This is a genomic window from Burkholderia sp. DN3021, from assembly GCF_049805555.1.
GTDB classification, from domain to species: Bacteria; Pseudomonadota; Gammaproteobacteria; order Burkholderiales; family Burkholderiaceae; genus Burkholderia; species Burkholderia pyrrocinia_C.
This window is the reverse complement of record NZ_JBNCAB010000033.1, coordinates 55,432-71,325: the sequence shown is the minus strand read 5'-3', so window position 1 is coordinate 71,325 and position 15,894 is coordinate 55,432. Positions and strand designations below refer to the sequence as shown.

Below are 15,894 nucleotides of genomic sequence, written 5' to 3'. Positions count from 1 at the left end.
GCGGCGGCCGGCGCGAGGCGGGCCGTCAGGCGCCCGGCGCCGGGTTGGCCGGGCGCGCGACGTAGCCCGCGTAGCCGGTTTCGGCCTGCGGTGCCGCTTCGGGCGTCGCGTTGCGTTCGATCCACGGCGCGATCTCCATGTCCTCGTAGCGCACCAGGCGGCATTTGCGCACGAGCGCGTAGCCGAGCCAGATCGCGAGGAAGAACGGCAGGCCGATGTAGGTCGCGGCGATACTCGCCCAGTCGACCTTGTCGGCGAGGAACGCCTGGTAATCCTGGCCGAGCGCGACGACCGCACACAGCGCGAACGCGAACAGCGGGCCGAACGGGAACCACTTCGACCGGTACGGCAGCTGGTCGAGCCGGTAGCCCTGCTTCAGGAAGCCCTTGCGGAACCGGTAGTGGCTGACCGCGATGCCGAGCCACGTGATGAAGCCGGCCATGCCCGACGTGTTCAACAGCCACAGGTAGACGGTCTTGTCGCCATACAGCGACGTGAGGAAGCACAGTGCGCCGACGGCCGTCGTCGCATACAGCGCGTTGCGCGGCACGCCGCCCGGCGACAGCTTCGCGAACAGCCGCGGCGCACGGCCTTCGACCGCGAGGTTGTAGAGCATCCGCGTCGACGCGTACATGCCCGAGTTGCCGGCCGACAGCACGGCCGTCAGGATCACCGCGTTCATCACGCCGGCCGCGAATGCAAGGCCCGCGTGGCGGAACACGAGCGTGAACGGGCTCACGCCGATGTCGGTCACGTCGCTCTTCAGCAGGCTCGGGTCGGTGTACGGAATCAGCACGCCGATCACGAAGATCGCGAACACGTAGAACAGCAGGATGCGCCAGAAGATCTGCTTTACCGCGCGCGGGATCGTCGTGCGCGGGTGCTCCGATTCGCCAGCCGCGACGCCGATCATTTCGGTGCCCTGGAACGAGAAGCCCGCGATCATCGCGACGCCGAGCATCGTCGCCCAGCCGCCGGCGAACGGCGCGTCGCCGATCGTGAAGTTGCCCCAGCCCGCGCTCGGGCCGCCCTGCATGATCCCGAAGATCATCAGCAGGCCGACGCCGACGAACGCGAGCACCGTCAGCACCTTGATCAGCGCGAACCAGTATTCGGCTTCTCCGAAGCCGCGCACCGACAGCGCGTTGAGCGCGAAGATCAGCGTGAGGAACAGCGCGCTCCACCAGACGCCCGGCACATGCGGAAACCAGTAGTGCATCACGAGCTGCGCGGCGACGAGCTCCACCGCGATCGTCACGGCCCAGCTGTACCAATAGTTCCAGCCGAGCGCGAAGCCGAAGCCTTCGTCGACGAACTTCGCGCCGTAGGTTGCGAACGAACCCGACACGGGCATGAACGCGGCCATTTCGCCGAGGCTCGTCATCAGGAAATAGACCATCAGGCCGATCACCATGTACGCGAGCATCGCGCCGCCGGGGCCGGCCTGCGAGATCGACGCGCCGGACGCGACGAACAGGCCCGTGCCGATCGAGCCGCCGATCGCGATCATTCGCAGATGGCGGGCCTGCAGCGCGCGGTGGAGGGACGGCTTCGCGGGCGGCGAGCCGGACGGACGGGGCGAATCGGGGCGGGCATCTGAATGCATGGCGGGTGCTGGGCGCTGTCTCCGGGATTGTTTTTCGGCGACGAAGCGCGACGCGTTGCCGGCCGGGCAGCGGTGGTGCTTCGCGGAACGTGCCGGATGAACCGGGCCGCGATCCGTGTCGCGTTCGTCTGTCGTCCGGCTGCCGTAGTGGCGGCCGGCGGCGCGCCGGGTGCGTTGCACCTCGACGTCGCACCGATTGTGTGTGCCCGATGCACGGGCGGCAAACGATATTTCCGAACAGGGTGATGCGGCTTTGTCATCAACTTGCGTCGCGTCGGGACGCGTCTGGCCGCCCTGCTACGGGCTTTGGAAACGTCCCGTATCGGCACTAAAAAGCATCGGTTGGGGTCGCCGAGGTGTTGCGTTTTGGGAATGAAGTCGTGAGTTAATATCAATAGCGGCCCGACTTGTGGCCGCCGACAATGTGTTTCATGGATCGTGCCTCGCGAGGCTGGGGCGCGCCGTCCGGCCGGGCTTTTCGGCGGCGGCGCAGCGCGATGCGCCGTGCGGCGCACCGGGCCCGTCGAGCTGCGCATCCGCTTGCACAGGGCGCGCGAACGCGCTCCAATCGAATCACGCGGGCGGCGCTGCCGCCGCACCGATCAATCTGTCCCTGAAGAGGAAGTGATGCAATTCAACGACATTCTTGCCGCGCTCGATATCGATCTCGCCCAGTGGAAAGGCAATGCGCTGACCGCGCGTTCGCCGCTCGACGGCGCGACGCTCGCGACGCTGGCCGTCGACACGCCCGCCGACGCCGAGCGCAAGATCGACGCCGCACACGACGCATTCCTCAAGTGGCGCACGGTGCCGGCGCCGGTGCGCGGCGAACTCGTGCGCGTGTTCGGCAACGTGCTGCGCGAGCACAAGGCCGCGCTTGGCCACCTCGTCACGCTCGAGGCCGGCAAGATCACGTCGGAAGGCCTCGGCGAAGTGCAGGAAATGATCGACATCTGCGATTTCGCGGTCGGCCTGTCGCGCCAGCTTTACGGCCTCACGATCGCGTCGGAGCGCCCGGGCCACCGGATGATGGAAACGTGGCACCCGATCGGCGTGTGCGGCGTGATTTCGGCGTTCAACTTCCCGGTCGCGGTGTGGGCGTGGAACGCGGCGCTCGCGTTCGTGTGCGGCGACCCGGTCGTGTGGAAGCCGTCGGAGAAGACGCCGCTTACCGCGATCGCCTGCCACGTGCTGCTCGGGAAGGCGCTGCGCGAGTTCGGGAAGACGCATCCGGGCGTCGCGCCGGAAGGGCTGAGCCAGCTGGTGCTCGGCATGCGCGATGTCGGCGAGGTGCTGACGGCATCGAAGAAGGTGCCGGTCGTCAGCGCGACGGGCAGCGTGCGGATGGGCACGGAAGTCGCGAAGGTGCTGAGCCAGCGTCTCGCGCGCGGCATCCTCGAACTCGGCGGCAACAACGGGATGATCGTCGCGCCGAGCGCCGATCTCGACCTCGTCGTGCGCGCGGTCACGTTCGCGGCGGTCGGCACGGCCGGCCAGCGCTGCACGACGCTGCGCCGCCTGATCGTCCATCGCAGCGTCGTCGAGCAACTGCTGCCGCGTATCGAGAAGGCCTATGCGTCGGTGAAGGTCGGCAACCCGCTTGAAGAAGGCACGCTGGTCGGCCCGCTGGTCGATCGCGCGTCGTTCGACGCGATGCAGAAGGCGCTGGCCGATGCACGCGAGCAGGGCGGCGAAGTGAAGGGCGGCGAGCGCGTCGACGTCGGTCACGCGGATGCGTACTACGTGCGTCCGGCAATCGTGCGGATGCCGAAGCAATCGGCGGTGGTCGAGCGCGAGACGTTCGCGCCGATCCTGTACGTGATGGTCTACGACAACTTCGAGGATGCGATCGCCGTGCACAACGCGGTGCCGCAAGGCCTGTCGTCGGCGATCTTCACGAACGACATGCGCGAGGCCGAGCAGTTCATGTCGGCGGCGGGCAGCGACTGCGGGATCGTCAACGTGAACATCGGCACGAGCGGCGCGGAGATCGGCGGCGCGTTCGGCGGCGAGAAGGAAACGGGCGGCGGGCGCGAGTCGGGTTCGGATGCGTGGAAGGCTTATATGCGTCGTGCGACGAATACGATCAATTACAGCCGGCAGCTGCCGCTGGCGCAGGGGGTGAAGTTCGACGTGTGATGTCGCGCGGCGCGCGTTGCGCCGCTTGACGATGAAACGGGCCGGTTGCCGCGATGCGGTGCCGGCCCGTTGTGTTTGGGGCTATGGGGGTATCGTGCGCATCGGCGTCGATCGGGATTCCTGACGCGGGCCGGCGACGAACGAGCGGTGTCCGGGGACGATGTCGTGAGCCTTCGCATCGAGCGCAGACAGCCTGTTCAAGTCGAATACGCGCTGGCGCGCAACGCCCGTTACTTTTCCACCGCCGGCATATTCTGCACCACCAGCATCTGCGGGCTCGACAGCGTGATCCCCGCCGCGCGCAACTGCTTCAGGATCTCGAACAGCAGATCGCTCTTCGTCGAACTCGCGATCCGCGGGCTCGACACGTAACCCGTCACGCTCAGCGTGATCCCGTCCGGCGCGAGCTGGCTGAACGTCACCGACGGCGCCGGTTTCTCGAGAATCGCCTCATGCGTGCGGTACGCATCGAGCAGCAGGTCGCGCACCTGCTCGGGATCGGTGTTCAGCGGGAACGTCAACACCAGCGTCGCGACGCCCTGCGTGCTGTTGCCCATCGTCACGTTGCGCAGGTTCTGCGAGATCAGTTGCGAATTCGGCACGATCACCGTCGAGCGGTCGCTGAGCTGGATCTCGGTCGCGCGCACGTTGATGCGGCGGATGTCGCCTTCGACGCCCGCGATGCTGATCATGTCGCCCACCTTCACCGGCCGCTCGGTCAGCAGGATCAGCCCCGACACGAAATTCTTCACGATCTCCTGCAGGCCGAAGCCGATACCCACCGACAGCGCACTGACGATCCACGCGAGGTTGTTCCACCTGACGCCGAGCAGCCCGAGCGTCATCAGCACGAGCAGCACGTAGCCGACGTTGGTGAACAGCGTGATCAGCGACACGCGCATCCCCGTGTCCATGCCGAGCGCGGGCATGAACTCGCCGTCGAGCCAGCGGCGCAGCGAACGCAGCAGGTAGAAGCCGATCGCGAAGCCGATCACGGCGTTCAGGATCCGGTCGGGCATGATGTTCAGGCTCTGCAGCCGCTGGCTGCCGATCATCGCGACCGCGCTGTCGAGCAGGTCGCCCGGCGTCGTGCCGAAACCGCCCGTTAGTAGCGCGATGGCCGCGATCAGCATCAGCAGGCTCGTGCCGAAACCGGACAGGACCGTGCGGGCCTGGTCGAGGTGCCGGTCTTCGAGCGCGAACAGGTTCTTGATCTGCTGGCCCGTCGACAGGCTCGCGGAGAACAGGCTTTCGCTCGCATCGCGCGTCAACTGGATCAGGATGTAGGTGGCGCACAGCACGATCTCGAACCATACGAGCTCGTAAGTGATGAAGCGCGCGACCGTGACGTAGCCGATCAGGAGTGCAATCAGCGACACGACGATTGCCAGCGTGACGCCGGCGTGGATCAGCCCGGCGAGCGTCGAGCGCTGCTCGGGCGCCTCGCCGGCCGCCGCGAGCACGCTGCGCGCGCGGTTCGAACGCAGCAGCGACGCGCCGACCGTCAGCGCGACGACGAGCGATACGATGCCGCGGCCGAACAGCGTGACCGACAGGCTGGTGTCGACGATCCGGTTGATCGATTCGAGCGTGCCGGACATCAGCAGCAGCGCGGCCAGGATGCCGGGGAATGGCTTCATCGCGAGCGCGACGGGGTCGGCGAGCGCCGGCAGGCGCCACGACGGATGCTTCGTGCAGAGCAGCGCGCGGCCGAGCCCGGCGATCAGTGCGCAGGTCGCCGCGAGCTTCGCGAACTGGTCCCACAGATCGGTCAGCGCCGGCGTGAGCTCGTAGTGGCGCGCGACGGCGAGGTAGAGGATCTGAACGGCAAACGCGGTTGCCAGGAATGTCGACAGCGCGGTCGACAGCGCCAGCGCGCTGCGGCGCAAGCGGGTGGGCGGCAGGCGGTTCAGGCAGATCCACGCGAGCCCGCGCTCGATGAGCCGGCGGCCGCCGAGCCACATCGCGAACGAGGCGATCAGCAGCAGCGCGGTGATCGGCCGTTGTCCGGGTACCCACGACGAGCGCAGCATGTCGCGCAGTTCGTCGTTGAAATCATCGAGCCGCTGGACGTCGTCCGGCGGAAGGTGAAACAGCGGCAGCCAGAACTGCGCGCTGAAGATGCCGCCCGAACGGAATGCGAGCTGGTTCTTCAGCAGGCCGCGATGCAGTTTCGCGAACTGTTCGGTCAGGTTCGCGAGGTTGGTCTTCTGGTCGGCGGCCTGTTTCAGCGCCGCATCGAGCTGCGTCTTGCGCGCGGTCAGCGTCGCGCGCTGCTTCGCGACGGCCGGCGTTTCCGGCGCGGCGCCTTCGGCCGGCGCCGGGCCGAGCACGTCGAGTTGCGCCTGGACCTGCGCGCGCTGCGGAACGAGCTCGCTCTGCAGCTTCGCGACGTCGGTGCTCAGCTCCTGCGTCGCATCGCCAAGCGCGTCCAGTTCCTTGCTGTTGGACGCGGTCGAGGTCTGCTGCTTGATGCGATCCTGTTCGGCCTGCATCTGCTTGAGCTGCGCGACGGCGTCGTTCAGCGAGATGGTCGGCACGGACGCGTCGGTGCCGCTCGCGCCCGGGGCGGAAGCAGCCGCCGGAAACGCCGATGCGGTCGCGATCGCCGCGAACTGCAGCAGCGCAATCAGTGCGATCCGGCGGGCGTACGTGGATAGTCGTTGTATGAACATGGAATGCTTACGATTTGCCGACAATGCCAGTCGCCGAAAGGCGCCCGGAAGCCGGTAGTTGGCCCGGTAGCATGTTACCGGGGCGCGGAACGCGTGGTTGTACCGATTGCGTACCCCGTTTTCGGCGATCCCGGCGGTGTGCGCGCGCGCGAAACGGCGCGGCAGGCCCGTACCGTCGGGCCGCCGCCGCCCGGACGCGGCGCGGGCGGCGCCGGATCGTCGTTCCGACGCGTTTTCCGTACCCGACAGACGGTTACGCAATTTACACATTGTCCGGCGCGAAATCGGGGTGTCCGAATCGGCTCGGTGCACGCAGCGCGGCCGGACCGCAGGACGGGTGTGCCGGTACAATGCAGCGATTCGCCCGACGGCGGCTCGACGGTCGCCGGACAACAACACACAACACGACACGATCAGGAGACGCGCCCAAGATGGCCTCAACGGACAGCCTTTCGCAGGCATCTTCCCAATCCCCATCCATCGACCCCGGCGCCATCTCGGCCCGCCTGGACCGCCTGCCGCCGACCCGCAGCGTCTGGAAACTCGTCGTACTGCTGAGCCTCGGCTTCTTCTTCGAACTCTACGATCTGCTGTACAGCGGCTACGTCGCGCCCGGCCTCGTGAAAAGCGGCATTCTTTCGGCGACGACGCACGGCTTGTTCGGCACCACCGGCGTCGCGAGCTTCATCGCCGCACTGTTCTCCGGGCTGTTCATCGGCACGATCGCGTGCGGCTTCCTCGCCGACCGCTTCGGCCGCCGTGCGATCTTCACGTGGTCGCTGCTGTGGTACACGGCCGCCAACGTCGTGATGGCGTTCCAGGACACCGCGGCCGGGCTGAACTTCTGGCGCTTCGTCGTCGGTCTCGGGCTCGGCGTCGAGATGGTGACGATCGGCACGTACATCTCCGAACTCGTGCCGAAGCAGATCCGCGGCCGCGCATTCGCGTGCGAGCAGGCGGTCGGGTTCGTCGCGGTGCCGGTGGTCGCGTTCCTCGCGTATCTGCTCGTGCCGCATGCGCCGTTCGGCCTCGACGGCTGGCGCTGGGTCGTGCTGATCGGCGCGCACGGCGCGCTCTTCGTCTGGTGGATTCGCCGCGAACTGCCGGAAAGCCCGCGCTGGCTCGCGCAGCAGGGCCGGGTCGACGAAGCCGACCGCATCATGCGCGCGCTCGAGGCGAAGGTCGAAGCCGAATACGGGCGGCCGCTGCCGCCGCCCGCGCCGGCCGAGCCCGTGCCGCCGCGCGGCAGCTTCCGCGACATGTGGGTGCCGCCGTATCGCAGCCGCACGATCATGATGACGATCTTCAACGTGTTCCAGACGGTCGGCTTCTACGGCTTCGCGAACTGGGTGCCGACGCTGCTGATCAAGCAGGGCATCACGATCACGTCGAGCCTGATGTATTCGAGCGTGATCGCGCTCGCGGCGCCGATCGGCCCGCTGATCGGCCTCGTGATCGCCGACCGCTTCGAGCGTAAATCGGTGATCGTCGCGATGGCGGCGGCGATCGTCGTCTGCGGGCTGCTGTTCAGCCAGACGACGGTGGGCGCATTCCTGATCGTGCTCGGCATCGGCCTCACGCTCGCGAGCAACATCATGTCGTACAGCTTCCACGCGTATCAGGCCGAGTTGTTCCCGACGTCGATCCGCGCACGGGCCGTCGGTTTCGTCTATTCGTGGAGCCGCTTCTCGGCGATCTTCTCGTCGTTCGTGATCGCGGCCGTGCTGAAAGGCTTCGGCACCTTCGGCGTGTTCGCGTTCATTGCGGGCGCGATGGCGATCGTGATGACCGCGATCGGACTCATGGGGCCGCGCACGAAGGGCATCGCGCTCGAAACCATTTCGAAGTAGCCGGTGGTTGCGCACGCGTGTCGCATGGTTCGTGCGGCATGCGTGCGATGCGGTTTTCTCGGGCGAGACTGCACGCCAAAATGATTTGGCGTGCGAATTTGTTTGGTGGAAAACATCGTTGCGGGCGGAACGCACCAACCTGCCGGGCGCATGCTTTGAAACGTCCGACTTATAAGGTTGCCACGCGACGAAGCCGCAAGCGGCAACGAGTTGAAACAAAGCGTGACGAAGCGAAAATTCGCCGCGAAACTGCGACTTTCGCCGCTGCCGATTCCTGCGCTGGCGCGTAGAATGAAGGGCCTGACGACTCATTAGCCGCCATCGGACCGCACGCGGTGCATCAGCGAACGGCTCCACCGCGAAGAGGCGTCGGCGCCGGGCGCACACGATGTGCCGGACGTGTCGATGGCTCGTGCGGAAGATGCGCCGCTCGCAACAGCAGCATGCGGCGGCCGGATCGGCCGATGGCTTCGAACGTATGATGCTTTCCAGCCTGACGCGGCGATTTGCGAAGCCGCGTTGCCGTACCCGCGTAGTTGCCGCGTATGTGTGGCTCGCTGCCGCGCTGCCGATTGCCGTTCTTGCCTGGCGGCCTGCCTTTGTGGCATCCGGCGCCCCGTCGTCCGCTGCTACGTCATCCTCATCGGTTGCGTCGCCGGCGTCGGCGGCTTCCCATGCGCATCCGGCTTCGTCCGCGCATGCGTCGTCGAGTGCGTCGTCCGCGCAGCCCGCGACTGCGGCATCGCATGTGCATCATGCGGAGCCTGCCAGCGCGGCATCGGGCGCATCGGCGGCTTCCGCCGCGTCCGCCGCAGCGCCTGCGTCGGCGGCTTCCGCTGCGTCCACCGCCGAACCTGCGTCGGCCGCATCCGCCGTACCGGCCAGCGAGGCCGAGCCGCCCGTGCCGACCCCGCCGCGCCGGCATCCGCCGCTGTCGGCCGACGAGGCGAAAAACGCGACGGCACGCGCGATCGACCTGCGCAAACGCTTCGCGCAGGAAGTCACGCGGCGCCTGAACGTACCCATCAGCGAGCAGCGCGCATACGGCGAGCGGCTCCAGAAGGCGCTCGCCGATGCGGACCTCGGCGACCTGGCCGGCGAATACGTCGCGATGGTCGATCGCGCGCCGAACGTGCAGGCGCTTTTCATTTACTTCCGCGCGACGCCGGCCAATGCGTGGCTGATGATCGGCGCATCGCCGGTCGGCACCGGGCTGCCGGGCAAGTACGATCATTTCGTGACGCCGCTCGGCGTGTTCCATCACTCGCCCGACAACATGGATTTCCGTGCGGAAGGCACGACGAACGACAACGGCATTCGCGGCTACGGCCGCCGCGACATGCGCATCTACGACTTCGGATGGGAGGACGGCGAGCGCGGCTGGGGCAAGGGCGGCGTGTCGCCGATGCGCTTCCAGATGCATGCGACCGACCCCGACCGCCTCGAACCGCTGCTCGGCATCCGGCACTCGAAGGGATGCGTGCGGATTCCCGCGTCGCTGAACCTGTTCTTCGACCGGCACGGCCTGCTCGACGACGACTACCAGGCGCGCGTCGAGGCCGGCAAGTCGCTGTGGGTGCTGCGGCGCGATCGCGACATCACGCCGATCGCGGGCCGCTACCTGGTCGTGATCGACAGCGCACGCAAGACGCGCCCGGCGTGGTCGCCGCTGCCGGGGCGCAACGCGTGGTCGAAGCTGCCGAAGGGCGGCGATACCGCCGATTGACAGCTGCTCCGGCGGGCGCGGGAGATGTGACGATGAGAATAAATCCGTTTTATTGATACATAAGAAAAGCAAACTTTTATTATCCGATCCGGGTTCGTATAGTCGAGGCCAGTTTCGCGGAACCCTGCCGCGCCTGGACCACCACCGATCACACGACCCGCATGAAAACTCTCTACAAGCTCGCTCCGCTCGCGATGCTCGGCGCCTTCGCGACCCATGCCGGTGCGCAAAGCAGCATCACGCTGTACGGTCTGATCTCGGCCGGCGTCGGGTTCGCGACGAACCAGGGCGGCAAGAACGCCTGGCAGGCGCTGTCCGGCACGAACCAGAACCCGCGTTGGGGGCTGAAGGGCAAGGAGGATCTCGGGCAGGGGCTGTCCGCGATCTTCCAGCTCGAGAACGGCTTCAACGTGATGACGGGCACGGCCGCGCAAAACGGCCGCGAGTTCGGGCGCATGGCCTACGTCGGCCTTGCCGACCGCACGTACGGCTCGCTGACGTGCGGCCGCCAGTACGACGCGATCCACGACTACATCGGGCCCGTGATCATCGCGAGCAACGGCGTGAACATCGGCGACAACGACAACGGCTACAACGACATCCGCGTGCAGAACTCGGTGAAGTACGTGAGCCCCGTCTACTACGGCCTGAAATTCACCGCGCTGTACGGCTTCAGCAACGCGACGGGCTTCGCGAACAACAGCGCATACAGCTTCGGGCTCGGCTACGAGCGCGGCCCGCTGCGCTGGAGCGCGGTCTACGCGCAGTACAACCATCCGTACAGCAGCACGAACCAGGACGGCGCGATCGCGAACGACTATGCGTCGCCGCTGCTGATCTTCAGCAAAAGCGCGATGACGCCGGCGGCGTACGCGAGCCGGCAGCGGATCGCGGGCACGGGCGGCTTCTACACGATCGGCCGCGCGCAGTTCGCGGCGATGTTTACCGACGTGCGCTACGATTACCTCGACAATTCGCACCTGCACCTGCAGAACCTCGGCGTGAACATCGTCTACACGATGACGCCGCAGCTCTTTCTCGGCGCCGCGTATGCGTTCACGAACGGCAGGTACGACGTGATCGACAAGCGTTCGAAGTGGCACCAGGTGAACCTGCAGGCCGACTACTTCCTGTCGAAACGCACCGACGTCGCGCTGACGGTGATCGCGCAGCAGGCGGCCGGCGACGCGGACCATGCGCAGATCTTCGCGTACGCGCGCTCGACCGGCACGCGCCAGATGATGGCGACGCTCGGCGTCCGGCACGTTTTCTGAATCCGACCATGACCCATCCGATCGCATCGCGCCGCACCTTCCTGAAACTGTCCGCCGCGCTGGCCGGCACCGCGCTGCTGCCCGAAACCGGTGCGTTCGCCGCCGGCGGCGACGCCGCGCGCCGCACGGTGATCATCGATACCGACCCGGGGCAGGACGACGCCATCGCGATCCTGTTCGCGCTCGGCGCGCAGGATCGGCTCGACGTGCGCGCGCTGACCGCCGTCGCGGGCAACGTGCCGCTCGACCTGACAGAACGCAATGCGCGAATCATCCGCGACTGGGCCGGACGCACGAAGACGCTGCCCGTCTACGCGGGCTGCCCGCGCCCGCTCGTGCGCGAGCTCGTGACGGCCGCGAACGTGCACGGCAAGACGGGGCTCGAAGGCGTCGAACTGCACGAGCCGCGCGCGCCGCTCGCGACCGGTCACGCGGTGTCGTACCTCGTCGATACGCTGAGCCGCGCGGCGCCCAACAGCGTGACGCTGTGCGGGCTCGGCCCGCTGACGAACATCGCGACCGCGCTGGTCGAAGCGCCGCAGATTCGCGGCGCGCTGCGCGAAATCGTGCTGATGGGCGGCGCGTTCTTCGAGCGCGGCAACATCACGCCGGCCGCCGAGTTCAACATCTACGTCGATCCGCAGGCGGCGGAAGTGGTGTTCGGCAGCGGCGTGCCGATCGTCGTGCTGCCGCGCGACGTCGCGGTGAAGGCGCCGATCACGCCTGCGCGCGTCGCGCCGTTCCGTGCGCTCGGCAACCGCTGCGGCGCGATCGTCGCGGACATCATGACCGCCGAGCTCGCGTACAACAAGAAGCGGCGCGGTGTCGACGACGGGCCGATGTACGACCCGACCGCGGTCGGCTATCTCGTCGATCCGACGATGTTCAACGGACGCAAGGTGAATGTCGCGATCGAGACGACCGGGCAGTGGACGCTCGGCGAGACGATCGTCGACTGGAACGGGCGCAGCGGCCGCGCGGCGAACGCGACGTGGATCAACGAGGTCGACGCGGACCGCTTCTACGCGGCGCTCGTCGAGCGCATCGCGAAGCTGCCCTGAGCGCGTGACGTCGCGCGGCGAACGGAATCAGATGTGCTTCGCAATCCACTCGCGGCACGCGCGCACGTGCGGGCCGCGATCGTCGGCGGCGAGCGAGATCAGCGAGATCGCGCGCGTGACGCGCGGTTTGTCGACGCGCAGCGCGACGAGTTCGGGATCGTGCAGATGCATCGTGTAGAGGCTGGGCAGCACCGCGGTCGCGAGGCCGTTGCGTGCGAGCGCGTAGAGCGGCTCGGTGTATTCCATCCGGTACGTGACGTTCAGGCGCAGCTTCTCGGCGCCGCCGGTGCGGTGCAGCGATTCGCTGACGCTGCCGCGCACGAACACGGCCAGCTCGCGATCGACGAGCTTCGCCCACGTGATGCTCTTCGCGCGGGCGAGCGGATCGTCGTGCCGCACGACGATCACGATCTCGTCCTCGAACAGTTGCCGGTAGCGCAGCGTGCCGTCGTCGCTGTCCGGTTCGAGCACGCCGATGCCGAGATCGGCGACGCCGTCGCGCACGGCTTCGCCGAGTGCGCTGTTCGGCAGGTCGGTGAGCGTGAAGCGCAGCGTCGGATGCGTGCCGCGCAGTGTATTGAGCGCGGGCAGCAGGCGGCCTGCGACCGACGGGATGAACGCGATCCGCACGGTCTGGATGCGTTCGCCGATGAGCCGCGTCATGTCGTCGAAGGTGCCGCGCGCCTGGTTGAGCAGGCGTTCGGCGAGCGGCAGCACGGCAACGCCTGCGGACGTCAGCGTGAGCCGGTGCGCGGAACGCGCGAACAGGCGCCCGCCGAGCAGGAACTCGATCTGGCGGATCGACGCGGTGAGCGCGGGCTGCGTGAGCGACAGCGCCTGCGCGGCCTGCGTGAAGCTGCGTGCATGGGCGAGCACGACGAAGTGCTGGACCTGCCGCAGCGTGAGCGCGGGCAGCAGCGACGAGCGGTCGGACGACATCGGGCAATAACGGTCGGGATGCGGTACGCGGCAGTATAAGACCGCGCTGCATGAATCGGCACAGGACAATATTCGGAATCACGGGAGAACCACCATGTCAGCGACTGACACGATGCCGGCGCGAGCGCCGGCCAACTGGCTTGAACGCCGCTTCGCGCTCGCCGCGCGCGGCAAGAGCGTGCGCACCGAGACGATCGCGGGTATCACGTCGTTTCTCGCGGCCGCGTACCTGCTCGTCGTGATCCCGTCGCTGCTCGCGACGGGCGGCATGGAGCGCGGCGCGGCGACGACCGCGACGATCGTCGTGTTCGTGCTGTTCACCACGCTGATGGGGCTCTACGCGAACCTGCCGTTCCTCGTCGGCCCCGGCATCGGCGGCTCGGTGATCGTCGGCGTGACGCTCGCGACGACGGAGCACGTCGGCTGGCAGACGGGCCTCGGCATCGCGTGCGTGTCGGGCGTGCTGTTCTTCCTGCTGACGATCCTCGGCGCGCGCGGCGTCGTGGTGCGGCTGATTCCGGTGCAGATCAAGCTCGGGCTCGGCGCGTCGATCGGGCTGTTCGTGACGATGCTCGGGCTGCGCAATGCGGGGATGGTCGTCGCGAACGCGAAGACCAACGCGTTCGCGCTCGGCGACTTCTCGCGACCGGGCGCGCTCGTCGCGCTGGTCGGCCTCGCGGTTGCGGTCGTGCTGCAGGCGCGCAAGGTGCCCGGCGCGATCCTGATCGCGATCCTCGCCGCGGCTGCGGCCGGCGTGCCGCTCGGCGTCACGCACCTGCCCGCGTCGTTCGTGTCGCTGCCGCACAGCATCGCGCCGATCGCGTTCAAGCTCGATATCGGCAGCGCGTTGAGCCTGGCGGCCGCGCCGTATCTGTTCGCGTTCTTCGCGGCGGAATTCTTCTCGACGCTCGGCACCGCGCTCGCGGTCGGCGCGAAGGCGAACCTGCTCGACGAACACGGCAACCTGCCGGACATCAACCGGCCGTTCCTCGTCGATTCGCTCGCCGCGACGATCGGGCCCGTGTTCGGCATCCCCGCGCTGACCGCGCTGATCGAATCGGCGGCGGGCGTCGAGGCCGGCGGCCGCAGCGGGCTGTCGTCGCTGGCCGCGGCCGTGCTGTTCGCCGCGATGCTGCTGTTCGTGCCGGTCGCGCTCGCGATCCCGAAGGAGGCAACCGCGCCCGCGCTGATCCTGATCGGGCTGTCGATGTTCGCGACGATCCGCCATACGCATTTCGACGACTTCACCGATGCGCTGCCCGTGATGTCGATGGTGCTGCTCACGCTGATGTCGAACAGCTTCGGCACCGGCATCGCGGGCGGGCTGCTGTGCTACGTGCTCGTCAAGCTGCTGGCCGGCCGCTGGCGCGACGTGTCGTGGGGGCTCGTCGTGCTCGCGATTCCGCTCGGTTATTACTTCTGGACCGTCGTGAAGCCGCACTGAGAGACGGCTTTCGCGACGTATCGGCATTACCCCAAAAGAGACTGACATGAAGGGAACACCAGGCAACGTCCCGGCCGCGCGCACGGGCATCGAGATCACGCCGGCCCATCGGGCCTTCTTCCACGCGCTGCCGAAGGTCGAGCTGCATTGTCACCTGCTCGGCGCGGTGCGGCATGACACGTTCGTCGCGCTCGCGGAACGCAGCGGCGCGCCGATCGAGCGCGCGGAGATCGACGCGTTCTATGCGCGCGGCGACAAGCCGGTCGGCGTGCTGCACGTGCTGCGCGCGCTCGACAAGTATCTGCTCGCGCAGCCTGACGATCTGCGAAGGATTGCATACGAGTATCTGGAGGATGCGGCCGCACACAACGTGCGGCATGCGGAATTCTTCTGGAATCCGACCGGCACTGTGCGCGTATCGGGCATCGCGTATGCGGACGCGCAGGCCGCGATCGTGACGGCGATCCGCGATGCCGCGCGCGATTTCGGGATCGGCGCACGCCTGATCCCGAGCATCGACCGCGAGCAGGATCCCGACGAGGCGGTAGCGATCGTCGAATGGATGAAGGCGAATCGCGCGGACGAAGTGGCGGGGCTCGGGATCGACTATCGCGAGAACGACCGGCCGCCGGAACTGTTCTGGAAGGCGTACCGCAACGCGCGCGCGGCCGGTTTCCGCACGACCGCGCATGCGGGCGAGTTCGGGATGCCGTGGCGCAACGTCGAGACGGCCGTCGACCTGCTGCAGGTCGACCGCGTCGATCACGGCTATACGATCGTCGACAACCCCGAGCTGTGCGCGCGCTATGCGGAACGCGGGATCGTCTTCACCGTCGTGCCGACGAATTCGTACTATCTGCGCACGCTGCCGCCGGAGCAGTGGGCGGAACGGCATCCGATGCGCAAGATGCCGGGCCTCGGGCTGAAGATCCATCCGAACACCGACGATCCGACGCTGCACAAGGTCGATCCAAGCGAGGCGTGGGAGCTGATGTTCAGCCATTTCGGCTTCACCGTTGCCGAGCTGAAGCAGTTCATGCTGAACGGGATCGACGGCGCGTGGGTGGACGACGCGACGAAGGCCGCGTGGCGTGCGGCGTGGGCGCCGGAGTTCGATGCGCTGGCGGCCACGCTCGCGGCGGGCTAAGCGCAGTTGTATGTATATGTTCCGCCGACGGCG

General features: G+C 67.5%; 10 protein-coding genes. 7 read left to right on the top strand and 3 right to left on the bottom strand.

All coding sequences use genetic code 11. The annotated features are described in order from the left end of the window. Positions 1-25: 25 nt before the first annotated feature. Complete coding sequence (locus ACPUER_RS17995; RefSeq protein WP_425131747.1) at positions 26-1,606, bottom strand: amino acid permease; 1,581 nt, start codon at positions 1,604-1,606, stop codon at positions 26-28. Positions 1,607-2,233: 627 nt separating this feature from the next. Between ACPUER_RS17995 and ACPUER_RS17990 the strand changes: the two genes are divergently transcribed. After that, positions 2,234-3,745 carry an aldehyde dehydrogenase family protein gene (locus tag ACPUER_RS17990; RefSeq protein WP_425131746.1) on the top strand — a complete coding sequence of 504 codons (1,512 nt, stop codon included), beginning with the start codon at positions 2,234-2,236 and terminating at the stop codon, positions 3,743-3,745. Positions 3,746-3,975: 230 nt separating this feature from the next. Here the strand turns inward: ACPUER_RS17990 and ACPUER_RS17985 are convergent, their stop codons facing one another. Beyond that, positions 3,976-6,420, bottom strand: coding sequence for a DUF3772 domain-containing protein (locus tag ACPUER_RS17985; RefSeq protein ID WP_425131745.1), 2,445 nt, complete (start codon positions 6,418-6,420; stop codon positions 3,976-3,978). 431 nt (positions 6,421-6,851) lie between these two features. On the opposite strand from ACPUER_RS17985, the gene ACPUER_RS17980 reads away from it, so the two are divergent. From ACPUER_RS17980 to ACPUER_RS17965, 4 genes are all read left to right on the top strand, one after another. Further along, positions 6,852-8,270: an MFS transporter gene (locus ACPUER_RS17980; protein WP_175962100.1), complete on the top strand. Its 1,419-nt coding sequence runs from the start codon at positions 6,852-6,854 to the stop codon at positions 8,268-8,270. Positions 8,271-8,658: 388 nt separating this feature from the next. Continuing rightward, positions 8,659-9,996 (top strand): hypothetical protein, encoded by a 1,338-nt coding sequence (locus ACPUER_RS17975; RefSeq protein ID WP_425131744.1) that lies wholly within the window; start codon positions 8,659-8,661, stop codon positions 9,994-9,996. Between the two features lie 161 nt (positions 9,997-10,157). Then, on the top strand, positions 10,158-11,270 hold the full coding sequence (locus ACPUER_RS17970) for a porin (protein WP_425131743.1): 1,113 nt from the start codon (positions 10,158-10,160) through the stop codon (positions 11,268-11,270). Between the two features lie 8 nt (positions 11,271-11,278). Beyond that, on the top strand, positions 11,279-12,331 hold the full coding sequence (locus tag ACPUER_RS17965; RefSeq protein WP_175962103.1) for a nucleoside hydrolase: 1,053 nt from the start codon (positions 11,279-11,281) through the stop codon (positions 12,329-12,331). 27 nt (positions 12,332-12,358) lie between these two features. Here ACPUER_RS17965 and ACPUER_RS17960 read toward each other — a convergent pair whose 3' ends face one another. Next, positions 12,359-13,270, bottom strand: coding sequence for a LysR family transcriptional regulator (locus ACPUER_RS17960; protein ID WP_425131742.1), 912 nt, complete (start codon positions 13,268-13,270; stop codon positions 12,359-12,361). A gap of 94 nt (positions 13,271-13,364) precedes the next feature. On the opposite strand from ACPUER_RS17960, the gene ACPUER_RS17955 reads away from it, so the two are divergent. Then, positions 13,365-14,714, top strand: coding sequence for an NCS2 family permease (locus ACPUER_RS17955; RefSeq protein WP_425131741.1), 1,350 nt, complete (start codon positions 13,365-13,367; stop codon positions 14,712-14,714). A gap of 46 nt (positions 14,715-14,760) precedes the next feature. Next, on the top strand, positions 14,761-15,861 hold the full coding sequence (add, locus tag ACPUER_RS17950; protein WP_425131740.1) for an adenosine deaminase: 1,101 nt from the start codon (positions 14,761-14,763) through the stop codon (positions 15,859-15,861). Positions 15,862-15,894: the final 33 nt, after the last annotated feature.

Excerpts from the sequence above, each read along its gene's own strand:
- ACPUER_RS17995 (WP_425131747.1), bottom strand. The coding sequence starts at position 1,606 with ATGCATTCAGATGCCCGCCCCGATTCGCCCCGTCCGTCCGGCTCGCCG.
- ACPUER_RS17990 (WP_425131746.1), top strand. The coding sequence starts at position 2,234 with ATGCAATTCAACGACATTCTTGCCGCGCTCGATATCGATCTCGCCCAG.
- ACPUER_RS17985 (WP_425131745.1), bottom strand. The coding sequence starts at position 6,420 with ATGTTCATACAACGACTATCCACGTACGCCCGCCGGATCGCACTGATT.
- ACPUER_RS17980 (WP_175962100.1), top strand. The coding sequence starts at position 6,852 with ATGGCCTCAACGGACAGCCTTTCGCAGGCATCTTCCCAATCCCCATCC.
- ACPUER_RS17975 (WP_425131744.1), top strand. The coding sequence starts at position 8,659 with ATGTGCCGGACGTGTCGATGGCTCGTGCGGAAGATGCGCCGCTCGCAA.
- ACPUER_RS17970 (WP_425131743.1), top strand. The coding sequence starts at position 10,158 with ATGAAAACTCTCTACAAGCTCGCTCCGCTCGCGATGCTCGGCGCCTTC.
- ACPUER_RS17965 (WP_175962103.1), top strand. The coding sequence starts at position 11,279 with ATGACCCATCCGATCGCATCGCGCCGCACCTTCCTGAAACTGTCCGCC.
- ACPUER_RS17960 (WP_425131742.1), bottom strand. The coding sequence starts at position 13,270 with ATGTCGTCCGACCGCTCGTCGCTGCTGCCCGCGCTCACGCTGCGGCAG.
- ACPUER_RS17955 (WP_425131741.1), top strand. The coding sequence starts at position 13,365 with ATGTCAGCGACTGACACGATGCCGGCGCGAGCGCCGGCCAACTGGCTT.
- add (WP_425131740.1), top strand. The coding sequence starts at position 14,761 with ATGAAGGGAACACCAGGCAACGTCCCGGCCGCGCGCACGGGCATCGAG.